The organism is Brucella sp. MAB-22 (assembly GCF_025908475.1).
Lineage (GTDB): Bacteria > Pseudomonadota > Alphaproteobacteria > Rhizobiales > Rhizobiaceae > Brucella > Brucella anthropi.
The window spans coordinates 604,432-625,130 of record NZ_CP109782.1 but is presented as its reverse complement, the minus strand read 5'-3'; the positions used below and the strand labels follow the sequence as shown (position 1 = coordinate 625,130).

Here is a 20,699-nt window from a genome sequence, read left to right as displayed (position 1 = left end):
AGGGCGATAAGATCATGCTTAGAATAGAAGGGGTTAGAGCGTCTTGAAGTCCGCGCAAAACCAAAACATCAAGATTATGATCTTAGAATCTTCGCACTATCTTATGATCCCACAGATATCCCATAAGCGATGCAGCGTCTCCGGCTGACACAAAAATTCGATCAAAGTACGTATTGAACTCACGCAACATGTCTACTTGATCATCTGAAAGGGAAATTTCATTTGTCCGGAACGTGTACCGAACCCCCTCCTTAAATCGCTCTGATATGTAGCGGATGCTATCAGTGTTAATTCTGTTTATTTCCACCATCGCTGGCACCTCAGCATCGGCGCTAAATTTCTCCAAATATTTTCTTCGTAGAACATTTGTCATCCAGAATTGCGTTACCGAGCCCGAGCTAGTGACAGAATTTTTGTGTATGCGGTGATTATACAGCGCTTTATTCAGGTAATGAAACTTACCTTCGCCAATAGTGCGTAACGCAAGATCCCAGTCCTGCACCCCTGAATAATTATCATCACTTCCGCCAAGCTCTAGATAGAGTTTGCGTCGAATGACCTTTAGATGAGAAGCCACCATTCCAAGTAAAACGTCATCTTCAATCGAACCCGAAGGGGTTATCCAAGGATAACCGCCGTAATCAAAGCGGGATGTAAAGCGTCCGCTTTCGTCCATATGATTCTTATCGGTAAAAATATAGTCGGCCGATGTTTCTGCAATCACTTGAGATATATCATCAACAGCTGTATCCAAAACGTAATCATCACAATCTACGAAAGCGATATATTCTCCGCTGCACTGCTGTACTGCTAAGTTTTGCGTTAGTGATATTCCATAATTCTCGTCATTTTGGAAAACTTTCAATACAATGGGACCGCTATCAATAGCACACAAGGTATCGATTACGCCTGCCTGTGTAGATCTGTCATCAACAACAATGATCTCAAAGGGAATGGTTGTTTTTTGATTGATCAGAGATTCTATACACTGCTTCAGATATGCTTGGTGGTTGAATACCGGCACAACAAACGAAATAAGCGGGACGTTATCCGACACCGCCCCACTCTCCTTTTTCAGAGTAACGGTCGGATGGAGGCGACCATCCTGCCTTTGCTGTTTTTCACTCCGGCCTGAATTAGAACTATTGGTATGCAGGCGACTTTTTTCCTCGCTGGATAGCCTGCTGCCCTTATAGAAATTCAAATGCCAATCATTTGATGCTTTCGCAAAGCGCGGAAATTGAGGCGCGTAGAGCTTGTCGAGAATTTGTGATGCCTGTACCCACGACTCACCCATTTTATCGAGCGATCGCGTCATACCACTCTCATGCAAACGATAAATCACACCTACAAAGGGACAGTATATGAAGGCATTTTGCTGTCTGCCCGCCAAAATTGACCAAAATAACCAATCCTCTTTTCCGTAAAGCCTCTCTTCGAAAAACAGATCATCGAACACCGAGCGGTGGAATAACCCACAATGTATCGGTATCGAGAAGCCGCGTTCCCATTGGAAAAGAAAACTCTCTGCCGTAAACGGAAACCGATTTATGGAATGCGTCTCATCCCGTAAATTTCTCAACCATTCATTCGAAATATAATAGCCACATACCGAGACGAGTTTGTCCCTCGAATATTCTAGCTGATCGACCTGACGTTGAATCTTTCCAGGCAACAAAACATCATCGCAATCCAGGAGCTGGATGTATGTACCTTTCGCCTCGCGGATGCCAGCATTCCTCGCGGATGACAACCCGCCATTCTCTTTATGAATGATCCTGACGCGAGGGTCGAGCTTCCGGGCTTGATTGCAATAGTGTTTGGCGTGCCCCTCGGTGCTGCCATCGTCAACGACAAGCACCTCTATATCGCCGTTGTAGGAAGACAATGCTGACTGGACCGCAGACTGGAGATACTTTCCTTGATTATAGTAAGGAATGATCACACTAACAGAGTTCATTTTTCCACTACGCTCTTTCATATCCAGGAATCTTTTCAAGAGCTTCAAGGTAAGATTGCTCATTGTGTCGGCCATGCGCCAGTTTGATGAGGCGCTCAGTTCGTCTCTTCGCTTCTACTTGATCGCAAAAGATTTGTCTCAACGCATCAGCATAAGCTTCAGCTGGAGCAAACTTATCAATGGGCCACCCGGTCTTAGAATTTACAAGCTCTCCAACGCCACCGACATTAGAAGCAACAATTGGATAGCCTAGATACGCCGCCTCTATAAGCGCGTTAGGCATGCCTTCTTCCCGCGAAGTGAACAAATATACATTGCCTTTACCCCCAATATCCCATTCAGTGGGGCTTCGATAAGGCCCATACAAATTGATATTGCTTCTCTCTTTCAGTTGCGCTTCGTAATCTCCATCGACAACGCTCCCCCCAAATACCTGGAAATCGCAAAAATCCTCGGTCAGCGCCGCAATTTCGGCCAAAAGATCAGGCCGTTTCTGTCTATCCAGACGACCGGCCCAATGAACCTTACATCTCGCACCAAATTGCTCCTGAACAAGACGGCTATTCAACAGTTTCAATGATGTATCGACACTCACCGTCTGGTCGAGTTTCGATTTATTATAAACAACCTTGAACTTACTGGCGTAGTCTGCAAGACCCAACCTGAGGGGTCCTTCCAGAGAAAACATGTAATTGTCTGTAATGACACAATCTATTTTATCAATATTGGACGACAGGAAATCCTGTCCATATCCGATAATCTTTGTGTCATCCGTAGAATCAAACTGCAAACAAAAAACACTAGACACGACATTTATATTTGAGAGAAACGGCTGTGGAAGCCTTTTCAGCAGATCGAAAGCAACGACAGAGTTGACGATATGGAAAGTCTTCAACGGAACCAAACGCATCAACAGAAAAAGATATTCTTCTCGTGTATTAGAAGCATCTACTTGATCCGTCAGATCAACGACCATTATATTCTTCGGTAGATTTGGAATTTTTCTCTTGGGCCCATTGTCGGTCAAAACTATCAGCACAGAGCAATCACCGTTATTCTGTGCATACGCCCTAGCATAGTCCAATGCTACCGATTCAGCCCCCCCGCCGGCATAAAAATTAAGTGCCAACACCAAATTAACTGGTCCATTCTCTTTCATAAATGAAAGGACGTTATCCAGAAGTAAGGCCGGCAGTAAAGTTGCCCCCACAAAAAACGAGGCCGCCTCTACAGTGCCATCAGTAACCATCTCAGCGTTCGCAATTGATGGAAACCTTCGGGTGGCTCTAAACTGCTTCATACCTGAAGGTAACTGCCCGATTGCAGTCCGCATTGCGCGCATTACGCATCGCTTTATAAGAGCACGAAGCCAAGGGAACCTATCCAGGCGACTATTCAAATTACTCACCAGATACCAGGATAAACTCCGCTCAATAGCGTCGAGTTGAACGACAGCGTGCGCGGCTCTTTGCTCTTCCATTACCGCCCAGGCGGAAGTGCGTGAAAGTGCCCCCCTGAAGCACGCTTCCTGGATTGCAACCTCTTTAACTATCTGGTCCAACGCAAACTGAAGCGTTTGATTCTCACGAACTAGCTTCTCTTGATCAAGTGCATCCCGTCCGATGGTTGACGACTCATCGTTTTGAACCCGCCTCTCAGCACGATCTATCATCTTATATCCTCATTCTGACGCTCTATCGCGGCATCTTGTTCCTACACTAACTGCTGTCTATTGATAACCCACACGAAGCCATATCTACATTATCTTCGCCCATCGAAGGTACATTCAGAACAATCTATCAATAATTTCTTTTGAAGATCAATTGTTGATCTTCTTGTATTAATATTTCTGCGATATACTATGGTATAGTTATAGTATAATATTCATGCTCACTCATCCTTCGGGAGGCTAAAGGCTCAATACAAAGATTAGCCCAACACGTTAATCAAATTATACGTGATTCCCGCGATGCCATTCTTCAACCAGCGCCTCTATCTTGCGCTGCGCTTCCGCGATCATTGGGGTGTAACGCTCGTTTTCAAAACCCCAGAGCGTCGACGTCGCGTCCTCTTTATGGCCTGCAATAAATGGCAAAGCCACAACGACCCGAATGTCTTCCTGCCGCTCCAGATATCTGTCAATCGTATTCGTGACCGCATCGGTATTAAGCGGATCCCATTGCGACAATATTTTTAACGCACTTTCATTGTATATATTGAATACTGTGCTTGTCATTTTGTCGATAGTAACGTACGTGCGACCTTCATACTGATCAACCGAGATAATCTTAGCCTTTGGATGAACATCAGCCATCAAGCCAGAAAATATATCCCATTTTGATTTACGCGCATCAAGATATTCATTGATTTCAATTAGGATATCATTGAAATTATCAGGAAGTTCAACATCGTCTTCAATGACAGTCAACCTGCCTGCTTCATTCTCGAGCGCATAACGTGATAAGGCATTAAAACTGCCCCCACAGCCAATCCAGCCCGAACTGTGACGAATGCCGTCAAATAACTCACAACCAACCGGCAGCGACTGCGCTATGGTCTTGCGTCGCTCTATCGTTTCGGGCAACGAGAGAGCGAAAAAATCACTCCTTCGAGCCATATAAATCGGACGATCGAGGATAACATCGGCTGGAACAACTCCAATCGCCACCAGAAAGCGATCAAACATAAAATTGAAACGAGCAGCACTGACCGAAACAGCTCCTTCAAGAGCTTTGCTTATCGATTCAACATTGTTAGGCGGCGTGGACGAATTTGAGCCAGTATCTTGCGGTAGCAATATGAACCATGCTGATGAAGCTCTCGGCGAGTTGGTCGTATCGAGTAGCAATGGCGCGGTTGATTTTCAGTCTGCCAAACATCCGTTCGATTAGGTTGCGCTGTTTATACAGCGTGCGATCATATTCAATCTTCACGCGGCGGTTTGCTCTGCCAGGAATGACGGGCTTGATATTGCGGCTGGCAAGATCATCACGAATGGCATCCGCATCATATCCCTTGTCAGCAAGAAGCGCCTGTGGCGCTTGCTCGGGTAAGCTGATCAGAGTGTCGTAAGCCTTGCAATCTGCGGCTTCGCCAACCGTCAGATGGAAGGCAAGCGGTCTTCCTCTGGCATCAGCCAGACAGTGAAGTTTACTGGTGAACCCGCCCCGCGAGCGGCCAAGAGCGCGTCGATGAATCCCCCCTTTCCGCCCGCTGCCGAAATATGGGCCCGAACTGTGGTGCTATCGATGCTGTAGTGGCCGCTGTCAGCCATGATCTCAGCGAGCGTGATCGAAACAGCCTCCCAGACCCCGGCTTCGCTCCAACGCCGAAACCGCCGATAGATCGTATTCCAATTGCCGTATTTGGGTGGGACATCCCGCCAAGGCGTCCCGCAGCGAAGTCTCCAAAGTATGCCGTTGATGATCGCACGATTTTGCTCCGGACGACGACCGCGTCCCCGATTGACTGCTTCAATCGGCAATAAATCCTTCAGAACACGCCATTCGGATTCGCTCAGATCGCCTCGGCTCATGACTGCCTCCAAAAAGCAGTCTTGAATCAAGCTGCGATCAATTCGTCAACCAATTCGTCCACGCCGCCTAAGCACTTCTGACGCGCGGGCCATCATGCTATCGATAGACCCTTCATCAAAGAATTTCACGGCACCTTCAAGTTCAGGATACTCATCCTGATCGGATGTTCCCTCAGAAAGAACCGGCACACCCAATGAGATACACTCGCATATCCGAGGCATCTCTAACAGAGCACCTTCGTAGTAATGAATATTGATAACGACTCTGGATTCTTTAATAATAACGTAAAGTTCATCCCCAAACAGATCATTGCATATCTTAACGCTATATTTTTCCTGCAGCTTCTCAAGAAATCTACGCCGTCTTTCGCTGCTTAAGCTATCCCCATAGAACACAAAGTCATATTTTTTCTGCGTTGCATTGCCTTCAAATTCCTCATCAAGCGATGCTCCAATGGGCAAATAATGTACATTTGGATACTTCAGGCCATTCTTGGCCAAGAAATCAATATTCGTTAAAGAATACTCCAGAACCCCGAGTGATTCTGTTAAAATATTCATATAATTCTGCGTGAACCATCTTGAACTAACAGACTGCTCAAGCTGAAATATGACACGTTTACCTGCCGGCGGCAAATGCTTGAACATTTGCGCACATAAGACAATATACAAATCATGATCAAAACTCTTAGGAGAGCCTGTTACGATTTCACTCTCGATCCCATGGCTTGCTAAACGCTCAGATATTGCCCGAGCGATAAAAAGAGTATGGGGAGTACAAAGAATTCCCCACACTATACCGTTGCCGTTCGCAAGCCGCCTACGTAATTTGTCATGATTATATTCGCGCCCGTACCATTTCAAGCGCCTGAACAACCCTGAGACATCCCCTCGGGCCAGATAGCGTAGCGCATTTGTCACCTGTTTCAAACGACTGGCAAATTTTGGCATGGCTACTTACTACCTTACAATATTAATGAAAAATTCACGTAATGGAAAATACCCAACATCGACGTTGGCCTCTCAAACTACTCGTTCAATAGGCCTTCACCCGTCAGGCGACGGACTCATTCCATCATTCGCCAAAGTAGTTCGTCAGCACCTCATCGGGTGAGCCGTCCATTTTGACCCGTCCGTGTTCAAGCCAGATTATTCTGTTACAGTTTTTCTTCATCAGGTCTTTTGAATGGCTCGCGAGGACGAGTATTTTTGTCGAGTCGACCAATTCACGCATACGCTCGTTAGCACGTTCTTTAAAGTCCTCGTCACCTGTCGAAAGCCATTCATCCATGATCAGGATTTCAGGTCGAACTGCCGTTGAGGTCGCGAATGCCAATCTCAATTGCATGCCAGAAGAATAAGTGCGGAACGGAACATCCAGAAACTCTCCAAGTCCCGAAAAATCGGCAATCTGGTCAAACTTTTCGGCAATTTCTTCGGGCGGCATTCCCATCATCGCAGAGCGCAGGCGAATATTCTCCCGCCCTGTCGCATCCGGGTCAATTCCCAGATTGATATTGATCAGGGATACACAATTGCCGTTGATGACCGAACTTCCGTGTGTCGGCGTATAGATGCCAGACAAGACACGAAGCAATGTGGTTTTCCCCGACCCGTTATGGCCAATCAGACCAATTCGGTCACCATCCCTGAACGTCATGGATACATCGTCAAGACCGCGCACAATCACCAGACGATCACTTCGCCTTTCGATTTTCCCGCCCGTAGCGATGCTAAGAACTCTGTTTTTGAGCGAACGGCTGGTCGAGTTATAGATGGGAAACTCGACACTCACATTTTGAAGCTGAATTAAACTCATTTTCTACAACCAATACGCTACGCGCCAGCGATACCGCCCAAAGAATAGAATCGCGACGATCCACCCAATTATCGCGCAAGCAAAGCCGAAGGTCCAATCGAGCAACGATGGCGGCGAACCGAATAACGGGGCGCGTACGAGTTCGATGAAGTGATAGAATGGATTCAATTCGATAAATACTCGGGAGACATGGTCTGGCAGTATCTTAACCATCCACATAATGGGAGTGGCATAAAACAACACTTGCAGGATGTTCGTAACCACTTGGGTCATGTCGCGAAATCTAGCGCAGAGAATCGCAAGGATAAGCATCATCCAAGACAGATTGAGACACAGGAGAACAAACCCTGGAATTGCCCAAAGCACATTCAAGCTGATCATCCGGCCCATAATAAGAAGAAGAATGGGGAAAATAACAATATTGTGGGCGAATATTATTATATTTCTCCATACTGTGCGCATAATATGAGTGAATAGTGGCATCCGAACTTGCAGAATTATCCCATCTGAAGATGTAAATGTCGTGCATCCCTCGTTCAGACAAGTCGAGATAAAACCCCATGTAATGACGCCTGCACAGAGATACGGCAGAAACTCACGCATCTCGCTTTGGAAAAGCGTTCCAAAGATCAAACCCAGCGCACCGATAAACACGGCCATATTCAAGGTTAGCCAGAAAGCGCCCACCCGAGAGCGCCGATAACGTTGTGCTACGTCCTGCCATCCAAAAATTAACGCCAAACGATATTTGGATAGAGCTTCCGAAATGTCACCAATAGCAACTTTAGCTCCTTTTGTCGGCTCTGCTACTACGAGGCCATGAGGCATGCCTGCTCCAGATATCTCGATACTCATGATATTTCCCAGGCCAATCTTCTTTTTGTCACGACTGCCACTTTCTCGAATATATTTATCAGTTCAATAGGCGTAATTGAAGAAATGTAACCATTAAGTCAACTCCGTCGTTGCCGGTGAATACGGCGCATTTACGGCTTCCTCGTTCCAGCGCCATTTCAGAGCAATGAAGTGAAATAGCGAAGGACGCCATTCTGAATTGTAAAACCGGTTCCATGTCTGGGAATAATGTCCGCGCATTATCTCCGTTGAGATCGCATCCCTATCTAGGAGCTTTCGAAAGCGGGAGTGGCGCCACAGCTAAGTGCGCATTCTGCGAATAAGACAATATCGGGGATTGCAACCTCGGGATATTTGAACAAGATCAACAAGGCGTTGGCTTGTATCGGCGATTCATGGCTGGGGCGCCTGGATTCGAACCAGGGAATGGCGGTACCAAAAACCGCTGCCTTACCGCTTGGCTACGCCCCAACAAATCAAACCGAAGCAATCGGTTGCGCGGCCTTATAACCGCTTCGAAACCCGAGCGCAATCGCCTAATCACGAAATACCGCATAAGCTGACAGGCCCTGTGAAGAACGTTTTCAACCGCATATCGTCGCCACTTGTTCCCTAAAACGAAACCGCCGATTTGCGTCCGACTTCAAAGCTGCTACTTCCTACGGACAGGTGCATTTTCGGTATTCACTATGCGGTTTTTGTTGATTTCGTTTCTCGTCAGCGCTGCCTTGTGCGGCATTGGTCTCTATCTGCTCAACCGGCTCTTGCCCGAGCGCTTTCTCGCGGCTCGTATGAGTTCGCGTTCCAACCATACGACCGTCGCACGGCAGATCGGGGGGCTGGCACTCATTCCCGCCATCATCGCGACGCTGCTGATCTTTGCCCCGGACCTGGAAATCAATGCCCATCTGGCGCTTTGCCTTTCCGGGGCTTCGCTCTTGCTCTGGATCGTCGGTGGACTGGATGACCGCTACGAGCTTTCAGAGATCATCAGACTGGGATCGCAGTTCATTGCTGCCGGACTCGTTGTCTACGGTCTGGGGCCGGATTTCCGGTTGTTGCCGGACCTCTTGCCTCACTGGCTTGAGGCGATTCTCATCGTCTTTGCACTGGTGGTGTCAATCAATGTGACCAACTTCATGGACGGTCTCGATCTCATGACCGCAGCTGGTATAGGGATTCCGCTGGCTGGCATCGGGATTCTGGCCACTCTCGGTCTGGCCGGCCTGGAAAGTGGCGGCATCGGCATCATCGCGGCGGGCGGAGTTCTGGGGTTCGCCCTCTTCAACCGTCCGCCCGCAACCATTTTTCTGGGTGATTCAGGAAGTCTGCCGCTCGGCTTGATCACCGGCACAGCGCTGATCCTGCTCGCGCGCGAAACGCATATCGCCGTCGCACTGATCCTGCCGCTTTATTATATTCTGGATGCAGGCACGACCATCGTGATGCGGTTAAGTCAGGGTGAGAACATCTTGAAGGCGCATTCCAAACATGCCTATCAGGCAGCGAAACGCTCCGGCTGGAGCGTGCTCAAGGTGATTGGCCATGTAGCGCTTCTGAATGTGATTCTTGTTGCCTGCGCCGTTGCGCTGCTTGCTCTGGACCACACAATCACCCAGATCGCTTTCCTACTCGTGGCAATTGTCGCAACGCTGGTTCTGCTGCTGGATTTTCGCGGGCGCTTCAGGAAGTTATAACTTCGAACAGAACCTTGCGAACCGCATCAAGATCACCACTTTCCATCGCCATACGAAGTGCAGTGAGGCTGGCCGGAACATCAACCTCAGCCTTCTTGCCCCGAGGAGCGCGCATTATCTTGGGATGGCGCGTCGGCTTTGCCTGCGCAGGATCGTAGAAGAGTTCTTCATACATCTTCTCGCCTTCGCGAATCCCCGTCGTCTCAATGGCAATATCGCCGTGCGGGTTTTCGTCGTTTCGAACGGTCAGCCCTGCCAGCAGGATCATGTTCTCTGCCAGGTCGCGGATCTTCACCGGCTCGCCCATCTCCAGAAGAACCGTGTCGCCGGATGCGGCAATGCCGCCAGACTGTACAATAAGCTCGGCGGCTTCCTTGATCGACATGAAGTAGCGGGTCATGTCTTCATGGGTCAGGGTAATCGGACCGCCATTGGCAATCTGCTCACGGAAAAGCGGGACGACCGAACCGTTCGATCCCAGCACATTGCCAAAACGAACGGAATAGAAAGCCTTCTTCTTTCCGGATTGTTCAGCCAGCATACCGCAATAATAGACGACCAGCTCGGCCCAGCGCTTGGTTGCGCCCATCACATTCGTTGGTCGCACCGCCTTGTCGGACGAGATGAGGACCATGCGCTCGACATCGGTGTTGAGAGCGGCCTGAGCCACTTCCAGCGTGCCGAACACATTGTTGAAAATACCGACCAACGGGTTTTTCTCGACCAGTGGCACATGTTTGTAAGCCGCACAATGATAGACCGTATCGACATTGTGGTCGCGAATGGCATTCTCGACGCAGTCCCGGTTGCTGACTGTCCCAAGGATCGGCACGATCTCGCAACTGGCTATCTGCCTCAACTGCCTGTCAATGTTGTAAAGTGCGAATTCACTCGACTCGAACAAAACGATGCTGGCCGGGTTCCATTGCGCAATGGTGCGGCAGAGCTGGCTACCAATGGAACCGCCCGCTCCCGTCACCATGATGCGCCGACCTTCGACCACTTCTCGCAACAGAGCAGCATCCGGCGGTACCGGCGAACGCCCGAGCAGATCGTCGATCTCCACATTGCGCAGCGAACTGACCAGATATTTCCCGGCCGTCAAATCAGCGATCGGCGGAAGAATACGTGTACTGACAGGAAGGCGCCCGAGAAGCCGCGCGAAATCCTGACGCTGTTTCTGTTCCAGCGCGGGTTCGGATACGACTACCTGCTTGATACCGTAGTTTTCAATCAAGGCGGGAATGTCTTCCACCCCGTAGACACGCAGTCCGATAATATCCATGCCGCTGAGTTGGCCATCCGGATCGACAAAGCCGACCACCAATGTGTCGCTGTGGCTGCGGAGCGCCGTTGCGAGCTGGCGAGCAGGCTCGCCAACACCGATGATCAATGCTGAACTCGTATAACGTTTATCCGACTCGGAACTGCGCAAAAGCCATTTCGCACCGAAACGGCTGGCCGATATGAACACCGTGCTCAAAAGCCAGTAGAGCAATGGAACCGAACGCGGCAGACCGGTACTACCGTAGAGTTCCATTAGGAAGACGAGCGCAACCCAGAAAAGCGCGGCAATGGCGGTAGCCTGGAAAATCGGCCAGATCGCGCGTTCAGCCAGATAACGGATGATGGCGCGGTAAAGTCCAAACCGAACGAAAACCGGAATTGCCAGAACGGGCGCGATAAAAATCAGGAATGTCTGCCCTTCGTTCGGTACAAAAACGAAGCCAAGACGGATGACAAACGCCAGATAGGCACTCAGCAACAGCAGAACACAGTCGCTCAGCATCAGAATGATCTGTTTGCTGGCGCGGGGCAAAAGCGCCAGTCTCTGCCATGGATATTTCAAACTCATACGCGTGTTATCCCGCTCTCCCACGGAGAGAAATACCGGAACGATTCCAGCGCCATAAGGCTATTCTTACTACTAATGGGGACTAAAGCTTAGTCAATCCCTTCGCGACTTGCCGCACGCCATAGCTGCGAAGCATTCTAATCTCTCGCCACCGTTAACATGAGTCCTCCGGCAGGACTATATCAATTGCCGTTTCAGAGGCTTAACAAACATCTTTTGGTTACATTACGGCCCGTAGACTGCGTCCAGACAACAATGCGAGCCAATCCGCCGCATTTGTTGTCAGGCAATTATGGTGTTGGTGCGAATGCTGCGCCAATTGGTGCCATCAGAATAGGCTACCTCAGCACCAGATGGAGCGTTGGTCACGAAGACCATTGCGCCCGCACCGTGACTTCCGGCGGAGGGTAGCGCCGCGACGGCATAAGATGCAGGGCGGATGGGACCATCGACATGAAGCCGGGTCTGTGGCCAGATTGAGCCTACTGCAACATTGCCGGTCGCATGATCGATCTTTATCGCCTCACGCCATTGCCCGGTATCGCTGCTTACCTTCACGCTGAAATCATTGCTGCCATTCAACCCCATCTCGGCAAAGCCGGTCCAGTTGGTCTGATACAGAAGGCTTGCGGTATCGCTAACCGCCTGCTTGTTCACCTTCATCTGATGGCCTGCCCCGGCATTGTTGAACAGGCTGGCATCCGACGAGATGGCAAGCCGGTTGACCGCATCGGCAGTGGCATGAACACCGAGCATCGACAGGGACAGGTTTTCCGGAACCGATGAAACACCCTTCCAGAGAGCGCCATCAAAAACGATCAGCTGCGCTTCGTCCTCGACATAGGCCTGCCAGCCGATAGCAGCCGTCACGAACAACCACCCGCCATCAATGAAAGATGCTATTGCGCCGCCTTTTCCTGCCCATGCCCCGGCAGCAGCCGCAGCCACGAGATAGCGATCTCCACTGACAGGTGTTTCCGGCGCTTCGGCTCGATTCCGCGACTTGACGCTCAGATGCACGACGGCATCGAGCAGCCGCAATGCCTCATTATGAGTGACATGTTTCTGCGCCTGACTGGGCAGAATATAGGGCATTTTCAGATTTGGGGTTTGGTTCATGAACAGCTCCTCGCAATGGGTAATGCGAGGAGTCTAGTTCGTCTGCCCGAAAAGGGGATAAGTCCGGATCAGCTTCCACGATACGTTGAATAGGACCACGGGCTGACAAGCAAAGGCACGTGGTAGTTTCCGTCGACATCGGCGATTGCGAAGCGGATCGGAATAAGATCGAGAAACGGCGGATTGGCTTGTTCCGCACCGCGCCCCTCAAAATATTCGGCAACATGGAATTGCAACTCGTAAGTGCCAGTGCGCAATTCATCACCGGAAAGCAAAGGAGCATCCGTACGTCCGTCGAGATTGGTCACCGTGCGCTTGATCAGTTCGGGAGCGCCGTTTACGCCAATACGATAAAGTTCGACGCGCATCGCCGCCGCAGGGCTGCCATGGGCAGTGTCGAGAACATGCGTGGAAAGTTTACCCATAATATCCCTCGATAAAGCTCAGGCAGGTTTTGTTGTTTCAATGCGGTATGTGGTGTCGGAGAAGAAAAACTCCTCCAGATTGTCTTCCTTGCCTGCCCGGTCGACAATCAGAAAATCGGACTTCTGCTCAAGCGCCAAGAGCGGGTGGTGCCACACATTGCGCAGATAATTGACGCCCTGATTACCGTGCGCAAGGAAAACACGCAGACGTGCAGGCTTGCCACCATCATCTTCCGCGACCACCACAAGAAACGGCCTGCCATTCAACGGAATGAATGCCTGTGAACCGAATGGATGACGTTCCATCATGACGATGTCGATTGGCGCCTCGAACGACTGCCCCCGGAAAATATTGACGAGAACCCTTGCTTCGGTGCCAGCGGCTTCGACGCGCGCGAGATCGTGGTATCGCTCGGTCGTGCCATTGTTGATCAGACGAAGCTCGGCTCCTTCTGTCTCGATGACATCGCCAAACGGCGCAAAAGCGTCTTTTGTCAGCGGCTCGACCACCAGAGTTTCGACGTGCAAATCATCCTCCCCGTAAAAGCAGATTTCTTATAGTGACAAAGCTCGGTGATGTGGCTTCTGTCAATTGCGAAGCAGTTTCAACCGAAACAAGAAAAAGCCGGGCAAAGACCCGGCTTTCATCATGCGAAGAATTGGAAATTTCAGCGCTTCAGGAGCGACATCACCGCAGGCACGCCACATGCGGCGAGCGCGAGTTTCACGAGATCGCCGACGATAAAGGCGCCGAAGCCGAAGGCAATGGCTTTTTCCAGACCGAAGAGGTAAGCCATCCAGCCTGCGCCCATCAGCAGAATGACAGCTTCTGCAAGCAACATTGCACCGCCGAGAGCAAGTGGGTTGCGCGCCAACCCCTTGTCGGCAGCGCGCCCGACGATCCAGGCCGCAGCAAGATAGGAGAGCAGATATCCGCCCGTCGGGCCAACCATATAGGCAAGGCCGATGCCCTTCTCCGGCGTCCCGGTGAAGACCGGCATACCAAGCGCGCCTTCAAGCAGATAAAGAGCAACTGTCGCCACGGCGAGCCGCGAACCGTACAGAGCTGAAATTGCAAAGAGAGCGAAAGTCTGCATGGTCACGTTGACATAGACCAGATCGACTTTGATCTTGGCGGAAATGGTAAGAACAGCCGTTCCGATCAGCGCAAGCCCGACAAACCAGAAAGCACGAGCCAGTTGTCTGGTGGGCAGATATTCTGCGGCGAGAGAGGCCGTGGCGACGCGAGACTTTGCTCTATGAGGCATATCCAACTCCACTTTTAACGCGCTGACAGACACCGGAATGCGAAATTCTCCGGAATCTGCCCGCTGACACGATTGTCAGCGCGCGTGACTGTTCACGTTTGCAACCCGACTATATAAGGCCTATGCCGTTTCATCAATCAAACCAAAGAAGAATGGAAGCCGCTTCAATGGCGCTTGTTTTCGACAGCAGTTTCACGCCCCAATATGGGAAACCGGTTGAACTGAGTAAAGGTATTTTGCGCCTCACCGTCAACAATCCGAGCGCTTTCACCTTTCACGGCACCAACAGCTATATTATCGGCACGGATACGCTGGCGATCATCGATCCCGGCCCGAAAGATGAGGCGCATTATAACGCCTTGATCGCAGCCGTAGCCGGTCGCCCGGTCAGCCATATCTTCGTCAGCCACACCCACCGCGACCATTCACCTTTGGCGCAGCGCCTGAAGGAAAAACTTGGCGCCCGCACCGTCGCCGAGGGACCGCATCGCCCTGCCCGCCCGTATTATGCGGGCGAAACGAACATGCTTGAGGCAAGCGCAGATACGGAGTTCCTTCCTGATATCGTGTTGGCCGACGGAAGTGCAATCGAAGGCGACGGCTGGGCTTTGGAAGGGATTCACACACCCGGACATGCCGCCAATCACATGGCGTTCGGCCTGAAGGGAACGGGCGTTCTTTTTTCCGCAGACCATGTCATGGCCTGGGCGACGTCCATCGTCGCACCGCCGGACGGCTCGATGAATGACTATATGGTCTCGCTGGAAAAGCTGCTGGCACGCGATGACAAGGTCTATCTGCCGGGGCATGGCGGCGCTGTCACCAAGCCTGCCGCCTTCGTTCGCGGCCTGCGCGCCCATCGCAAGATGCGCGAGCGTGCCATTTTAGAACGCGTTCTGCAGGGGGACCGGACAATCGGCGATATGGTGAAAGTGATCTATCGCGACACCGATCCGCGATTGCATGGTGCGGCTGCGTTGTCCGTGCTGGCGCATCTGGAGGATCTTGTCGGACGCGGGGAGGTCACGACCGATGGCCATCCGTCGCTCGACAATATCTATCTTCCCGGCTGATTATTCCACGTCAGCGGGAGCCTTGTTGACCTCGCCTTCCAGCGCTCCCAGAAAATCGGTTATGAAACCGGCATTCTGCCCCATATCGCGTTTGCCATAGCGTGACAGCGAACGCACATCGACATAGGTGGTTTCGCCTTCGTCAAGCAGCCGGATAACGATATCGCTTTTCAGGCCCAGAATGAAACTGTGCGCCGTCACTGCAAATCGCGTGGTGTTCTGTTCCGGCGAAGACGCATTACGCGCGATCTCCTGCCATCCGAAAGTCCCGAGAACCGTCTCGACCCCTTGCGCAACGCGGTCGGGTGCGGCTTCATAGCGGCGTCCAACCACATCAGGATAGGCGGTCAACTGGGTCAGCGCATCGCCACTCACGGCCACTGTCAGCGGGTTCATCCATTGAAGGCGTGGCGGCATGTTGGACGGGAATTGCGGCGGCGTCTCGAAATCGGTGGAGATGTCGTAAAGCGGCGGAGAGAGATACCACAGTGACGTTACCAGCCCGACTGGAAGCAACACTGCACAAGCGAATATGCCGCCCCAGAAGGAGCGTGCGCCGCCCTTGTCGCCATTGACCCAGAGATTGCGAAAACCTTTAGCCGAGCAGAGAAGGGCCAGAGCGGCAAGACCGGTGCTCAATCCGGCAAGCAGCACCAGGTCAGGTGTCTCCAGTGTCCAGAAGCGATGCAGAAGAAATGCCATCGCAAGCAGCACGAGCGCAAAAACACCAAACCGAAGCGCCCACACTGCAGAGCGCGACTGACGCCGCTGGTAGCGAAGTTTTCTCATGCAGTCTCCGAGAGCATTTCCAGCTTATACTGAATCATTGGAGCCGCTCTGTCTCTCTTTTTTCACGCAGTATGAATAGCAGAGAGATTTTCGCTCGGCAAAACTTCGACGTAGCAATTCAAATGCCCCACCTGGCTTGAGCATGGCGGGGCACTTTTCTTGGCAATATCATTTAGAGCGGTTTCGGTCAAAACGGGGTTGCTGGGACCGCTCCAAATATTTGTTTCGTCGCATTGTCCTACGCAAAACCGCTTCGCACTTTTGCTGGAAATGCTGGCTTCTTTCGCATTGTCCTACGCAAAACCGCTTCGCACTTTTGCTGGAAATGCTCTAATAACGCGCATCTTTCGGCTTCTTCAAGTTGGGCCAGTCCTTCACCTTGCCTGCGAAATCGGGGCGCGGCATATGGGTGAAATATTCCGACACATCGATGGCTTCCTGATCGGTCAGAACACCGCCCTGCCCGATGGGCAGATTGTAGTTCTGTGCGGGCGGCATCGCATATTTGACGAATTGTGCCGCCTTGTAGGTCCGTGCCATCCCGGCGCCGATATTGAAGCTTTCATCACCCCAGAGCGGCGGGAAGATATAGTCACCGGCCTGATCCTTCATGCCCTCACCGCCCGCACCATGACAGGTCGAACATTGTGCGGCGTAGATTCTGGCACCATTTTCCGGATCGGGAGCAAGGCTTTCGTCGATGGGACCGGCGTTGCGGATCGCCACTTTCGTACCCTTCTTCACGTCCTGTCCTAGCCAGTCCATATAGGCGATCATCGCCCTCATGTCGGCTCCATCAGGCGGCAGTGGCTTGCCGTTCATCGAACGCTGGAAGCAGCCATTGATGCGCATCACCAGATCGACTTCCTTGCCTGCGCGGGGCATGACGGCAGGATAGAAATTGCTGGTATTGATATAGGAGGCAACGTTATCCATCTTGCCCTGCCCCATGTGGCAGGAGTTGCAGTTCAGGCCGTTGCCGACGCTGTCAGGCAGAAGCCGCGCCGTTTCGTTGAGCAGTCGCTTGCCGTGCATGATCTCGGGCGCGTTCGGCTGCTTGAGAATGTCCCGGTCCGGCGGGATGACATAGGTTCCGACCTGTTTTTTATCCTTATCCAGAACCGCATAGGCCATCGGAGCTGGAGCATCCAGTGAGGGCCGCAGGTGATTGAAGAGGAACGCACCGCCCGTTACTGCCACGGCAAAACCGGCACCAAGAACGACAATCGTACTGGTTTTCATTGCTTGTTCTCCGGAACGTAATGGACGGGCTTGTGAGCGATTTCACGGCGCATACGCGCGATATCCTGCTCCGTTATGGCAGCGCCGTGGTTGCCCCAACCATTGCGAATGAAGTTGAGGATTTCGGCGACCTGCCAGTTCGGAAGATTGGCGAAACCTGGCATGGTGAAAGCCATCCTGTCCGCAGGCGTGTCAGGCGTCCTGCCCCCGGTCAGAGTGACCTGAATGAGCGAGCTTGGATCATCGGCAAAGACAATCGAATTCCCGGCGAGCGCCGGATAGATGCGCGGTGCACCCTTGCCCTCCATACGGTGGCAGACCGAACATTGCTCGACATAGGACAGTGCACCCGGTGCGCTGAAATCTCCCGCCTTAAGCGCCGCTGTCGTCACATCTTCCTTCGGCTGCCATTCGCGCTCACGACCTTCGCTCGGCGGCAGCGACTTGAGATAACGGGCAATTGCACGCAAATCATCTTCCGCAAGATATTGGGTCGAATGCTGCACGACATCGGCCATGGAGCCGAATGCCGCTGTGCGATCGGTACGTCCGGTCTTCAGGAAGGTGACGATCTCGTCTTCGGCCCATGTCGAAAGACCTGTATCCTGATCGCGCAGGTTTTTCGCATACCAGCCTTCCAGAACCGAGCCGGACAGGAACTTGCCTTTCGGATCGTTCTTCACCGCTTTTTCTTCATAGGCGAGACCGCGTGGCGTATGACACGCGCCGCAATGGCCGAGACCCTCGACCAGATAAGCGCCGCGGGCGATCACCGGATCGGTATCGGCTGCAATTTCGAACGGACGCGAGTTTCCAAAGAAAAGCTGCCAGTAGGCGAGCGGCCAGCGCATGTTGGTTGGCCACGGCAAGGTGCTGGGCTGGTTTTCCTGCTCTACCGGCTCCACCTTCGACATGAAGAACGCATAAAGCGCTTTCATGTCCTCGTCATTCACGACCGTATAGGAGACAAACGGCATTGCCGGATAAAGATGAACGTCATCCCGGCGTACACCCTGCCGCACCGCGCGCTCGAAGTCGGCATAGCTGTAGCCACCGATGCCGGTTTTGCCGTCTGGCGTGATGTTCGTGGAATAAATCGTGCCAAGCGGCGTCTGCATGCCGAGCCCGCCCGCAAACGCCTTGCCTCCCGGCGCCGTATGGCACGCAGCGCAGTCGCCCGCATGAGCGATATATTCGCCTTTCTCGATCAAAGCCTTGTCTGAGATATCGACGGCGCTTTCTTGTCTCACCGTCAGCCAATGGGGCGTTGAAAGCGCAAAGAGCCAGGCTACGGCTAGCGCACCCGCGCCGCCGACCACCGCTTTCCAGATCAGTTTCATGTGCCCTCCGACACCAATTCCCTTGTGATGGGGAGAACGTCGAAGATTCGGGATGAAAGAGCATTGACCGCGATCAAAACCTATCGGGAGGAATGTTTAGCGATCTAAACAAGCATTATCTAATATACATTTGCCCGCTTGATAGATCCGGCAAATCGCATTAGGGGCAGCACCCTCCCGGAGCGCAATTCAATCTGATTACGGCAGATCGACGCTCCAATTGTTTGTTCAACACGCATCTGGTCCGAAATCCGTTTCACATTTTTCGAGATGCGTTCTTAGCCTGCAAAGATCACCAGCTTTAAGAATAAGTGAGAAAAAGCTAGGTAAATCAAATAAAAAGACATTGCAGCAACCGCTAACAGAAGGCATGATTGCGTGTATGGGGGCTTATATTGCAATCGTCGGAGAGGACGGAATGGATCGCGCCCTTCAAAATGGCAACCAGTCATCGGACGGCACAACTGCAGACGATACGATGACGCTTGAGGCCGTCGAACTTGAGTTCGCGCTCGGAGCCATCGACGTACTCATCGAAGGTTTTGATTCCGCGCTTGCCAAGGCCGCCGAACGTGTGGGCGGCGAAGTTCTGTTCAATATGCCTGCTCTCGACACCAGCGAAGCACAACGCATCGGTGCAATCGCCATCGCCGGACAACCGGAGGATCAGGTCATATTCGTCACACTGCGCAACGACGGCACGACCCTGTCCGTTGAACCACCAACGGGCGAAAATGCCGTTTTTGAAAGCCTTGGCCGCAACTATGCCGCGGTCATGAAAAGTCTTTCCCCGAAGGAAAAAGTCAACGGCGCCTGAACGGGATTATTTCGGCGCTGCTGGCTTTGGAACCCCCGCATGAAGATTGTGTGGAGCGACCGGGTTGAGCGTCATAGTCGTCTCGACATCCTTGAGACGTACGAATTTCATTCCCTTCGCTTTCAAGGCCAGAACGCCTTTGGCCACCCCTTCGCCCGCTGAGCGCGTTGGCTGGTTGATATGCGAGATGATGACATCGCCATCACGCGCGGCGGCGATGCGGCGTTCGACTGTCGGCGCCAGCAACGAGGCTCCCTGATCACCATTCAGCGAATAACCGCCGATCTTGTAGCCCATGCTTGTCGCAAGCTTGATCGCATCGGTCGAATAACGGGCCGTCGCATCGCGATACCAAACGGGCTTCGACACTCCGGCATCAGTGATCGCCGTCGCGCCGCCATCGATTTCCAGATGGACCGCCTCAAGTGACCCTGCCGTCTTGATACCATACATTTTCGGCTCGTTCGTGATGGCCGGAATATGCATTGCGCCATGGTTCTCGATATCGAACAGATCGGCATTGGCTTTTAGAACCGCCATGGCTGCGGGATTCTGCTTTATCCATCGCCCCGTCACGAAGATCGTCGCTGGAATACGGTTTTGCACCAGCATATCGAGTATCCGGTGATCGGTCTTGCCCATGCAGGCATCCAGCGTCAGCGCCACCTGGGGCGATGCGGCGCCACCACGTGCAATATGCAGTTGTGGCTCAACGATTTTGATCGTGTCGTGGCTGGGCTTGTTCTCCGCACGCTCCTGCGGCGAGATATCATAGGCACTGGCAATGCTGGTCGTGACGAGAATGACGGCTCCTGCCGCAGCAATACAACGAAGCATGGCAATATCTTCTAAAAATGGCTTAGCTACCGGGGACTACTCCGGTAGCTAAGCCAAATTGTGGCGTG

Annotated in this window: 18 protein-coding genes, 1 tRNA gene and 1 pseudogene; 3 read left to right on the top strand and 17 right to left on the bottom strand. The window is 52.1% G+C overall.

All coding sequences use genetic code 11. From position 1 onward, the window contains the following. Nucleotides 1–82: 82 nt before the first annotated feature. The 8 genes and pseudogenes from OHI65_RS12465 to OHI65_RS12430 all read right to left on the bottom strand — a co-directional run bounded on the left by OHI65_RS12465 (nucleotide 83) and on the right by OHI65_RS12430 (nucleotide 8,640). Nucleotides 83–2,023 carry a glycosyltransferase family 2 protein gene (locus OHI65_RS12465; protein WP_264358932.1) on the bottom strand — a complete coding sequence of 647 codons (1,941 nt, stop codon included), beginning with the start codon at nucleotides 2,021–2,023 and terminating at the stop codon, nucleotides 83–85. Then, complete coding sequence (locus OHI65_RS12460; protein ID WP_264358931.1) at nucleotides 1,968–3,632, bottom strand: glycosyltransferase family 4 protein; 1,665 nt, start codon at nucleotides 3,630–3,632, stop codon at nucleotides 1,968–1,970. Before OHI65_RS12460 ends, OHI65_RS12465 begins: the two co-directional genes overlap by 56 nt. 279 nt (nucleotides 3,633–3,911) lie before the next feature. Next, the gene (locus tag OHI65_RS12455; RefSeq protein WP_264358930.1) at nucleotides 3,912–4,757 is read right to left on the bottom strand and encodes a glycosyltransferase family 25 protein; all 846 of its coding nucleotides are present in this window, start codon (nucleotides 4,755–4,757) and stop codon (nucleotides 3,912–3,914) included. Continuing rightward, nucleotides 4,714–5,495, bottom strand: a pseudogene (locus tag OHI65_RS12450) (IS5 family transposase). Before OHI65_RS12450 ends, OHI65_RS12455 begins: the two are co-directional and overlap by 44 nt. 45 nt (nucleotides 5,496–5,540) lie before the next feature. After that, complete coding sequence (locus tag OHI65_RS12445) at nucleotides 5,541–6,446, bottom strand: hypothetical protein (protein ID WP_264358929.1); 906 nt, start codon at nucleotides 6,444–6,446, stop codon at nucleotides 5,541–5,543. 124 nt (nucleotides 6,447–6,570) lie between these two features. After that, on the bottom strand, nucleotides 6,571–7,314 hold the full coding sequence (locus OHI65_RS12440) for an ABC transporter ATP-binding protein (RefSeq protein ID WP_151689024.1): 744 nt from the start codon (nucleotides 7,312–7,314) through the stop codon (nucleotides 6,571–6,573). A gap of 3 nt (nucleotides 7,315–7,317) precedes the next feature. Next, the gene (locus OHI65_RS12435; protein ID WP_151689023.1) at nucleotides 7,318–8,169 is read right to left on the bottom strand and encodes an ABC transporter permease; all 852 of its coding nucleotides are present in this window, start codon (nucleotides 8,167–8,169) and stop codon (nucleotides 7,318–7,320) included. Between the two features lie 396 nt (nucleotides 8,170–8,565). Next, nucleotides 8,566–8,640 (bottom strand) — tRNA-Gln (locus OHI65_RS12430). Between the two features lie 218 nt (nucleotides 8,641–8,858). On the opposite strand from OHI65_RS12430, the gene OHI65_RS12425 reads away from it, so the two are divergent. Further along, nucleotides 8,859–9,866: an MraY family glycosyltransferase gene (locus OHI65_RS12425; protein ID WP_125333807.1), complete on the top strand. Its 1,008-nt coding sequence runs from the start codon at nucleotides 8,859–8,861 to the stop codon at nucleotides 9,864–9,866. Here the strand turns inward: OHI65_RS12425 and OHI65_RS12420 are convergent. From OHI65_RS12420 to OHI65_RS12400, 5 genes are all read right to left on the bottom strand, one after another. Beyond that, nucleotides 9,853–11,721 carry a polysaccharide biosynthesis protein gene (locus tag OHI65_RS12420; RefSeq protein WP_264358928.1) on the bottom strand — a complete coding sequence of 623 codons (1,869 nt, stop codon included), beginning with the start codon at nucleotides 11,719–11,721 and terminating at the stop codon, nucleotides 9,853–9,855. The genes OHI65_RS12425 and OHI65_RS12420 overlap by 14 nt on opposite strands. A gap of 282 nt (nucleotides 11,722–12,003) precedes the next feature. Continuing rightward, nucleotides 12,004–12,840, bottom strand: coding sequence for a DUF2793 domain-containing protein (locus tag OHI65_RS12415; RefSeq protein ID WP_264358927.1), 837 nt, complete (start codon nucleotides 12,838–12,840; stop codon nucleotides 12,004–12,006). A 68-nt stretch (nucleotides 12,841–12,908) separates the two neighbouring features. Further along, nucleotides 12,909–13,265, bottom strand: coding sequence for a hydroxyisourate hydrolase (gene uraH, locus OHI65_RS12410; RefSeq protein WP_012090950.1), 357 nt, complete (start codon nucleotides 13,263–13,265; stop codon nucleotides 12,909–12,911). Between the two features lie 18 nt (nucleotides 13,266–13,283). Next, nucleotides 13,284–13,793 (bottom strand): ureidoglycolate lyase, encoded by a 510-nt coding sequence (locus OHI65_RS12405; protein WP_191192375.1) that lies wholly within the window; start codon nucleotides 13,791–13,793, stop codon nucleotides 13,284–13,286. Nucleotides 13,794–13,933: 140 nt separating this feature from the next. Further along, the gene (locus OHI65_RS12400; protein ID WP_036578020.1) at nucleotides 13,934–14,533 is read right to left on the bottom strand and encodes a biotin transporter BioY; all 600 of its coding nucleotides are present in this window, start codon (nucleotides 14,531–14,533) and stop codon (nucleotides 13,934–13,936) included. A gap of 167 nt (nucleotides 14,534–14,700) precedes the next feature. Between OHI65_RS12400 and OHI65_RS12395 the strand changes: the two genes are divergently transcribed. Further along, nucleotides 14,701–15,606 carry an MBL fold metallo-hydrolase gene (locus OHI65_RS12395; RefSeq protein ID WP_264358926.1) on the top strand — a complete coding sequence of 302 codons (906 nt, stop codon included), beginning with the start codon at nucleotides 14,701–14,703 and terminating at the stop codon, nucleotides 15,604–15,606. On the opposite strand, the gene OHI65_RS12390 is transcribed toward OHI65_RS12395, so the two are convergent. From OHI65_RS12390 to OHI65_RS12380, 3 genes are all read right to left on the bottom strand, one after another. After that, nucleotides 15,607–16,395, bottom strand: coding sequence for a DUF1499 domain-containing protein (locus OHI65_RS12390; protein ID WP_264358925.1), 789 nt, complete (start codon nucleotides 16,393–16,395; stop codon nucleotides 15,607–15,609). It lies immediately after the preceding gene. 330 nt (nucleotides 16,396–16,725) lie between these two features. Further along, nucleotides 16,726–17,637 carry a c-type cytochrome gene (locus OHI65_RS12385; protein WP_264358924.1) on the bottom strand — a complete coding sequence of 304 codons (912 nt, stop codon included), beginning with the start codon at nucleotides 17,635–17,637 and terminating at the stop codon, nucleotides 16,726–16,728. Continuing rightward, nucleotides 17,634–18,977, bottom strand: a complete 1,344-nt coding sequence (locus OHI65_RS12380; RefSeq protein WP_264358923.1) for a c-type cytochrome — start codon at nucleotides 18,975–18,977, stop codon at nucleotides 17,634–17,636. Before OHI65_RS12380 ends, OHI65_RS12385 begins: the two co-directional genes overlap by 4 nt. A 418-nt stretch (nucleotides 18,978–19,395) precedes the next feature. Between OHI65_RS12380 and OHI65_RS12375 the strand changes: the two genes are divergently transcribed. Beyond that, a complete protein-coding gene (locus OHI65_RS12375; protein WP_114048364.1) occupies nucleotides 19,396–19,794 on the top strand; it encodes a hypothetical protein in 399 nt (132 codons plus the stop codon). A 6-nt stretch (nucleotides 19,795–19,800) separates the two neighbouring features. On the opposite strand, the gene OHI65_RS12370 is transcribed toward OHI65_RS12375, so the two are convergent. Then, on the bottom strand, nucleotides 19,801–20,631 hold the full coding sequence (locus OHI65_RS12370; protein ID WP_194531906.1) for a polysaccharide deacetylase family protein: 831 nt from the start codon (nucleotides 20,629–20,631) through the stop codon (nucleotides 19,801–19,803). Nucleotides 20,632–20,699: the final 68 nt, after the last annotated feature.

Excerpts from the sequence above, each read along its gene's own strand:
- OHI65_RS12395 (WP_264358926.1), top strand. The coding sequence starts at position 14,701 with ATGGCGCTTGTTTTCGACAGCAGTTTCACGCCCCAATATGGGAAACCG.
- OHI65_RS12445 (WP_264358929.1), bottom strand. The coding sequence starts at position 6,446 with ATGCCAAAATTTGCCAGTCGTTTGAAACAGGTGACAAATGCGCTACGC.
- OHI65_RS12385 (WP_264358924.1), bottom strand. The coding sequence starts at position 17,637 with ATGAAAACCAGTACGATTGTCGTTCTTGGTGCCGGTTTTGCCGTGGCA.
- OHI65_RS12370 (WP_194531906.1), bottom strand. The coding sequence starts at position 20,631 with ATGCTTCGTTGTATTGCTGCGGCAGGAGCCGTCATTCTCGTCACGACC.
- OHI65_RS12420 (WP_264358928.1), bottom strand. The coding sequence starts at position 11,721 with ATGAGTTTGAAATATCCATGGCAGAGACTGGCGCTTTTGCCCCGCGCC.
- uraH (WP_012090950.1), bottom strand. The coding sequence starts at position 13,265 with ATGGGTAAACTTTCCACGCATGTTCTCGACACTGCCCATGGCAGCCCT.
- OHI65_RS12400 (WP_036578020.1), bottom strand. The coding sequence starts at position 14,533 with ATGCCTCATAGAGCAAAGTCTCGCGTCGCCACGGCCTCTCTCGCCGCA.
- OHI65_RS12425 (WP_125333807.1), top strand. The coding sequence starts at position 8,859 with ATGCGGTTTTTGTTGATTTCGTTTCTCGTCAGCGCTGCCTTGTGCGGC.
- OHI65_RS12415 (WP_264358927.1), bottom strand. The coding sequence starts at position 12,840 with ATGAACCAAACCCCAAATCTGAAAATGCCCTATATTCTGCCCAGTCAG.
- OHI65_RS12460 (WP_264358931.1), bottom strand. The coding sequence starts at position 3,632 with ATGATAGATCGTGCTGAGAGGCGGGTTCAAAACGATGAGTCGTCAACC.
- OHI65_RS12465 (WP_264358932.1), bottom strand. The coding sequence starts at position 2,023 with ATGAGCAATCTTACCTTGAAGCTCTTGAAAAGATTCCTGGATATGAAA.
- OHI65_RS12390 (WP_264358925.1), bottom strand. The coding sequence starts at position 16,395 with ATGAGAAAACTTCGCTACCAGCGGCGTCAGTCGCGCTCTGCAGTGTGG.
- OHI65_RS12375 (WP_114048364.1), top strand. The coding sequence starts at position 19,396 with ATGGATCGCGCCCTTCAAAATGGCAACCAGTCATCGGACGGCACAACT.
- OHI65_RS12440 (WP_151689024.1), bottom strand. The coding sequence starts at position 7,314 with ATGAGTTTAATTCAGCTTCAAAATGTGAGTGTCGAGTTTCCCATCTAT.
- OHI65_RS12380 (WP_264358923.1), bottom strand. The coding sequence starts at position 18,977 with ATGAAACTGATCTGGAAAGCGGTGGTCGGCGGCGCGGGTGCGCTAGCC.
- OHI65_RS12435 (WP_151689023.1), bottom strand. The coding sequence starts at position 8,169 with ATGAGTATCGAGATATCTGGAGCAGGCATGCCTCATGGCCTCGTAGTA.